Here is a 4503-nt window from a genome sequence, read left to right on the forward strand (position 1 = left end):
AGGTATTTTGCTGCCTCGGCTGTCGCTATATTGCCTACTACCACATCCAGTTCTGGATGGTTGTCCTTTACCTGTTTCAACACAGAAATTACTCCTTTGGTATGTCCATGTGCCGTATCAATTACCACGGCATCAACCCCTGCCTGTACAAGTGCCGCAGCGCGTTCTGCCGCATCAGAGGTGACACCAATTGCGGCGGCTACCCGGAGACGGCCGTATTTGTCCTTATTTGCGATGGGTTTTTGAGTAAGCTTGGTGATATCCCGGAAGGTGATCAGACCCACTAATGTATTATCGGCATTTACCACCGGTAATTTTTCAATTTTGTTGGCCTGCAGGATTTCTTCCGCCTCTTCTAATGAAGTGCCTTCCCCCACGGTAACCAGGTTTTCCGAAGTCATCACCTCGGTTATAGGCCGTTTGTTGTTCTTTTCAAAACGCAGGTCGCGGTTAGTTACAATACCTGCCAACTTGTTGTTTTTATCTACAATTGGGATCCCCCCGATACTATGCTCCCGCATGGATTCCTTTGCGTCCTGCACGATGGCTGTCAGGGGCAGCGTAACCGGATCCATAATCATACCGCTCTCGGCACGTTTCACCTTACGCACCTTCATGGCCTGATTAGCAATGGTCATGTTTTTGTGCAGCACTCCGATGCCCCCTTCCCTTGCCATGGCAATGGCCATTTTAGATTCCGTCACGGTATCCATGGCTGCAGACACTACTGGAACATTAAGGGTGATGTTTCGGGTAAATTGCGAGGAGATATTTACCTCCCTTGGGAGGATTTCTGAGTAAGCAGGAACGAGAAGGACATCGTCATAGGTGAGCCCTTCTCCAAGGATCTTCTTAAGGTGAGCGTCCATGGCAATTAAGGATTAATTGCGTGCAAATATACGGTTTTTTTATCTGCTAGTTTCTTCCACTCACCAAAAACCAGAACACCCCAAAAATGTTAAAGTTTATACCTAATGCTTTGATAACAAATTGTTAAGAAATTCTTATTTATAATCTATCCAAATAAGCTTGTTTGAACGGTTCATTTCGTATACATTTGTTCTGTAATATCTTTCTATTTTTATTAAATCTAAATAAAATGATGAAGGTTCAACTGCTGATTTTACTGGTATTAGCTGCTTCATTTACTAGTGTTAAAGCGCAAAACAGCATAACTTATCACCGCGACTCCACCCTGGTCCGTCTGGATGAGGTGGTCTTACAGGCAAATGAGATCCTGGGCAGCAAATTCCAGGCTCGCAATCGCACCGGGGCAGCCTATTATATTTCCCCCAAAGAACTTAAAAAATTCGATTATACGGATATCAACAGGGTTTTGCGAACCGTTCCGGGAGTTACCGTATACGAAGAAGATGGTTTCGGACTTCGGCCAAATATCAGTTTGAGGGGGACCTCACCAGAGCGCAGTGCAAAGATCACCCTCATGGAAGATGGGGTCCTTATCGCTCCAGCCCCTTATAGTGCCCCCGCAGCCTACTATTTTCCATCTGTTGCACGCATGCAGGCCGTTGAAATACTGAAAGGGAGCAGTCAGGTACAATATGGGCCCTTTACCACGGGTGGGGCGATTAATATGATATCCATGCCCATACCCGAAGCTTTCCAGGCGAGCCTGAGCGGCGGTTATGGAAGTTTCAACAGCAGCAGGATACACGCCAAACTGGGGGATTCCAGGGAGCGCTTTGGTTATGCTGTTGAATACCTCAACTTTAATTCCAATGGGTTTAAAGAACTTGATAACGGCGGAGATACCGGTTTTGACAAAAATGATCTGGTAGCGAAATTCCGGGTGAATTCCGGACCTGAGGCAAAACTTCCACAGTCTTTTGTCTTGAAATTTCAATATTCTGACGAAGTGTCCGATGAAACCTATCTCGGCCTTACCGATGCGGATTTTGGTAGCAGTCCTTTCCGCAGATACGCAGCATCACAAGTGGATCAAATGACCAATGACCACTTGCAATTCATGGGGACCCATACATTCCGGTTCAATGACTTTTTCAGTTTGTCTACCACGGCTTATTACAATAAATTCAGCAGGAACTGGTACAAACTGGACGGGGTAACACTGAACGGAGAGCGACAGGGTTTGTCAACCATCCTCGATGACCCCGAACTTTTTCCTGAATACTTCAGCCTGATTAACGGCAACACGGATACTACTGCAGATGCCTTACTGGTTAAGGCCAATAACCGGGATTACATATCAACAGGTATTCAGACGAAATTCGATTACCACTGGAAAGGGGAAACAACTTTTCATGATATTGAAATCGGGCTGCGTTACCATTACGATGAAGAAGACCGGTTTCAATGGGTAGATGCCTATGGAATTACAGACGGCATCATGAACCTGACCAACGCAGGGACCCCTGGAACGGACGCTAACCGAATCAGTGATGCCCGGGCTTTTTCAAGCTATGCCTTGTACAAAGTTAAATACCGCGACCTTACCCTTACACCGGGAATGCGTTTTGAGAGCATCCGTCTGGGCCGGCGTAATTATGGCAGTAATGATGTAGATCGCACTGGAATAGACCTGAGCGAAAGGGAAAACCAGGTAAACGTGTTTATCCCCGGAGTAGGGTTTAATTACAATCTGGATAATTTTTCCGTATTCGGAGGGATCCACAAAGGATTTTCCCCTCCTACCAGCAAAGAAGGAGAAAAGGCAGAAGAAAGTATTAATCTGGAACTCGGAACCCGTTTCAGCTTTCTGGGCATAACAGGGGAGGTCATAGGGTTCTTCAATGATTATAGCAACCTATTGGGAAGCGATCTAGCCGCAACAGGAGGCACCGGATCCCTGGAGCAGTTCAATGCGGGAGAGGTAAATGTGAGTGGTCTGGAGCTTTTGCTGAATTATGATTTACTTAGCGAAAATGACAAATTGAAGCTACCGATAACGTTTGCTTATACCTATACCGATACTGAGTTTCGCAACAGTTTCGGAAGTGAGGAAGATCTATGGGGAGAAGTGAATGTAGGGGACGAATTGCCATACATCGCCAAACACCAGTTTAATACCAGCTTATCCCTGGAACACAAGGATTTTGAGATCAATGTAAGCGGCAGGTTTAACGGAGAATTCAGGACCGAAGCGGGCACGGGAGCCATCCCCCAGGATGAAAAGGTAGCTTCCAACTTCATAGTAGATATGTCTGGAAAATACCGGCTTTCCAAAAACCTGGGACTCACCGCCAACATTATCAACCTTACAGATGAAACCTATGCTGTCGCACGTGTTCCCGCAGGATTGCGGCCGGGTTTGCCCTTTAATGCCAGTATTGGCGTCCTTTTGACGTACTAAAGGGAGGATCGTTTAATAATAACGTGAAAAAAGATCCTTGGCCTTGTTATATGCTGCTTCAAAGGCCATCCAGTTTACGCCTGTAGCCACTTTGTTTGATGTGAAATATGAGAGTAGTTTTTCGGTAGGCATATTTCCGGTGAGTTCATCTTTGGCCATAGGACAGCCCCCGAATCCCTGTATGGCCCCGTCAAATCGCCTGCAGCCCCCTTCAAATGCCGCATGAACCTTTTCATACCACGTTGAAGGAGTGGTATGCAGGTGGGCCCCGAATTCAATATCCGGGTACAATGGGATCAATTCCTGAAAAAGCTGTTTGATCATCCCCGAAGTAGACGACCCGACAGTATCTGATAAAGAAAGGATCTTTACCCCCATAGAAGCGAGTTTTTCGGTCCATTCCCCCACAATTTCAACACTCCAGGGATCTCCGTAGGGATTTCCGAAACCCATGGAAATATAGGTTACCACCTCTTTGCCAGCTTTTTCACTTAAATCCAGTATGCCTTCAAGCACTTCAACAGACTGAGCTATCGTCTTATGGGTATTCCGCATCTGGAAGTTCTCAGAAATAGAAAAGGGGTATCCCAGGTACCTGATTTCATCAAACACACAGGCATCTGTTGCCCCTCTCAGGTTGGCCACTATGGCCAACAAACGGCTTTGCGTCTGACTTAAATCCAGACCTTTCAAGACCTCTGCAGAATCTGCCATCTGCGGTATCGCCCTGGGGGAAACAAAACTTCCGAAGTCCAGGGTATGGAACCCGCAATTTAAAAGGGCCTGCAGGTACTTCACCTTCTCGTGAGCAGGAATGATAGCCTTTATGCCCTGCATGGCATCCCGTGGACATTCGACTATTTTTACACGATCCGGCATAAACTCCCTGATTTCTCTAACAAAATTACCACTAATTCCTTAAGCACCTAAGGCCTGTTCTACCACTCGTCGCATATTTCAGGTGTCTGTCTATTTATCATGACCAGAATTATAAACCATATTAATTTTAGTACTTCATTAGTGCAACATCCATCAGCTTATTAAAATTTTTAGTCAATGGAAAACAATTTGATAATCAATTTCACTCCTACAGGAATGATACCCACAAAAGCGATGACCCCTCATGTTCCCGTTAGTGTCAGTGAAATTGTGGAGGATGTCCACAAAGCCTG

4 protein-coding genes are annotated in these 4503 nt (G+C 45.9%); 2 read left to right on the forward strand and 2 right to left on the reverse strand.

Annotated features, from left to right (window positions below):
- A partial coding sequence (gene guaB / locus AC4E7D_RS11965; protein WP_490174025.1) for an IMP dehydrogenase occupies positions 1-869 on the reverse strand: 869 nt, incomplete at its 3' end.
- Between the two features lie 233 nt (positions 870-1102).
- Here guaB and AC4E7D_RS11970 point away from each other — a divergent pair.
- Positions 1103-3331 (forward strand): TonB-dependent receptor family protein, encoded by a 2229-nt coding sequence (locus tag AC4E7D_RS11970; protein ID WP_490174027.1) that lies wholly within the window; start codon positions 1103-1105, stop codon positions 3329-3331.
- Positions 3332-3343: 12 nt separating this feature from the next.
- On the opposite strand, the gene AC4E7D_RS11975 is transcribed toward AC4E7D_RS11970, so the two are convergent.
- A complete protein-coding gene (locus tag AC4E7D_RS11975) occupies positions 3344-4210 on the reverse strand; it encodes a hydroxymethylglutaryl-CoA lyase (protein WP_490174026.1) in 867 nt (288 codons plus the stop codon).
- Positions 4211-4387: 177 nt separating this feature from the next.
- Between AC4E7D_RS11975 and AC4E7D_RS11980 the strand changes: the two genes are divergently transcribed.
- Positions 4388-4503, forward strand: a 116-nt coding sequence (locus tag AC4E7D_RS11980) for a 3-keto-5-aminohexanoate cleavage protein (RefSeq protein WP_490174028.1), incomplete at its 3' end; no start/stop codon positions are given.

This window comes from Lentiprolixibacter sp., assembly GCF_982873095.1.